This is a genomic window from Vibrio sp. OPT18, from assembly GCF_015163615.1.
GTDB lineage: Bacteria > Pseudomonadota > Gammaproteobacteria > Enterobacterales > Vibrionaceae > Vibrio > Vibrio coralliirubri.
This window is the reverse complement of the sequence record NZ_JADDYK010000087.1, coordinates 4,668-6,464: the sequence shown is the minus strand read 5'-3', so window position 1 is coordinate 6,464 and position 1,797 is coordinate 4,668. Positions and strand designations below refer to the sequence as shown.

Annotated in this window: 1 protein-coding gene; it reads left to right on the top strand. The window is 46.0% G+C overall.

Features of this window, described 5'->3' with window-relative positions:
- On the top strand, positions 1 to 1,797 hold a 1,797-nt coding region (locus IQQ51_RS21950; RefSeq protein ID WP_228013128.1), incomplete at both ends, for a VCBS domain-containing protein.

Genomic DNA, 1,797 nt, shown 5'->3' with positions numbered 1-1,797 from the left:
CTATCTAACGGCTCGAGCATCATTGTCCAGATACCAGTAACAGGTAAGCAAGACACGCCAAATATTTCTGGAGACCTAACAGGTGTCGTAACAGAAGATCACAATATTGATTCACAAGGCTTGTTACATGCGAACGGTAAAATTGATGTCATAGACCCTGATCAAAATGAAAGTTCGGTTACGCCGGAAGTTATCTCAGGTAAATATGGTTCATTAACCATCGACGCTGATGGACATTGGCAGTATCAAGTTGATAACTCGCTCTCTAATGTTCAAGCTTTAACCGCAGCCACTTCATTGCACGAAAGCTTCACTATTCACACCAAAGATGGCACGCCTCAAACAATCGATATGACGATCGGCGGCAACGACGACAATGCCGTAATTACGGGTGTGGATGCTGGCAGTTTAACTGAAGATTTAACGACACAAGTTCAAGGGCAGCTTTCAGTAACGGATTCAGATCTTGGAGAAGATCATTTTCAGGCATCACAAGTAACTAGCAATTACGGTGCTTTAAGCATCACAAAAGACGGTGCGTGGACATACACTTTAGATAACAATAATCCTGTAGTTCAAGGGCTTGGCCAAGGTTCAACTGCGACAGACATCGTCACTGTTCACTCAGCCGACGGCACAGCGCATCAAGTTATGGTTACGATCAATGGCACTAACGACAAAGCAGTTATTGGTGGAACAGACTCAGGAACTGTCACCGAAGAGTCTCAATTGCAAACATCCGGTACGTTGACTGTCACTGACGTAGATACTGGCGAAGCACACTTCTCCAATACAGATATCGTAGGCAACTTAGGGACCCTGCATCTGACGGATTCAGGTGCTTGGACTTACGATCTTGATAATACTAACCCTACAGTTCAAGCGTTAGGCGCGAATAAAACAGCCACCGATACCATTACTGTTAACTCTGTAGATGGCACCACCCATCAAGTAACGATTACGATAAACGGCACTAACGACAAAGCAATTCTTGGTGGAACAAGCTCAGGAGCTGTCACCGAAGAATCTCAGCTTCAAACCTCTGGCAAGTTGACTGTCACTGATATCGATACTGGCGAGGCACACTTCTCCAATACCGATATTGCAGGCAACTTAGGTACTCTACATCTGACCGATTCAGGTGCTTGGACGTACGATCTTGATAATACTAACCCTGCGGTTCAAGCATTAGGCGCCAATAAAACAGCCACCGATACCATTACTGTTCACTCTGCAGATGGCACGCCGCATCAAGTGACTATCACAGTAAATGGCACTAATGACAAAGCTATTGTCAGCAGTGCGACCGTTGCTATCGATGAGACCGACAAAGCGGTAACTACCTCAGGCACGCTAACCAGTACCGATGTCGATAATCCAGATAATGCCTTCACACCGGGTTCCATTTCCGGCACCAACGGTGACCTGACTATTGATGCCAACGGGCACTGGGTGTTCACAGCAAGCAGCGCGTTTAATCAATTAAACATCGGCGATAACGTAGAAGAAACCTTCACTGTCTCGTCTATTGATGGCACACCCTCGACTATCAAGGTCACGATTAACGGCACCAACGATAAAGCCACTGTTAGCAGTGCGACCGTCGCTATCGATGAGACCGACAAAGCAGTAACTACCTCAGGCACGTTAACCAGTACTGACGTGGATAATACAGATAATACGTTTACGCCAGATTCTATTTCAGGCACCAACGGTGACTTGACTATTGATGCCAATGGTCATTGGGTCTTCACCGCCAACAGTGCGTTTAATCAATTAAACGTTGGCGATAAAGTC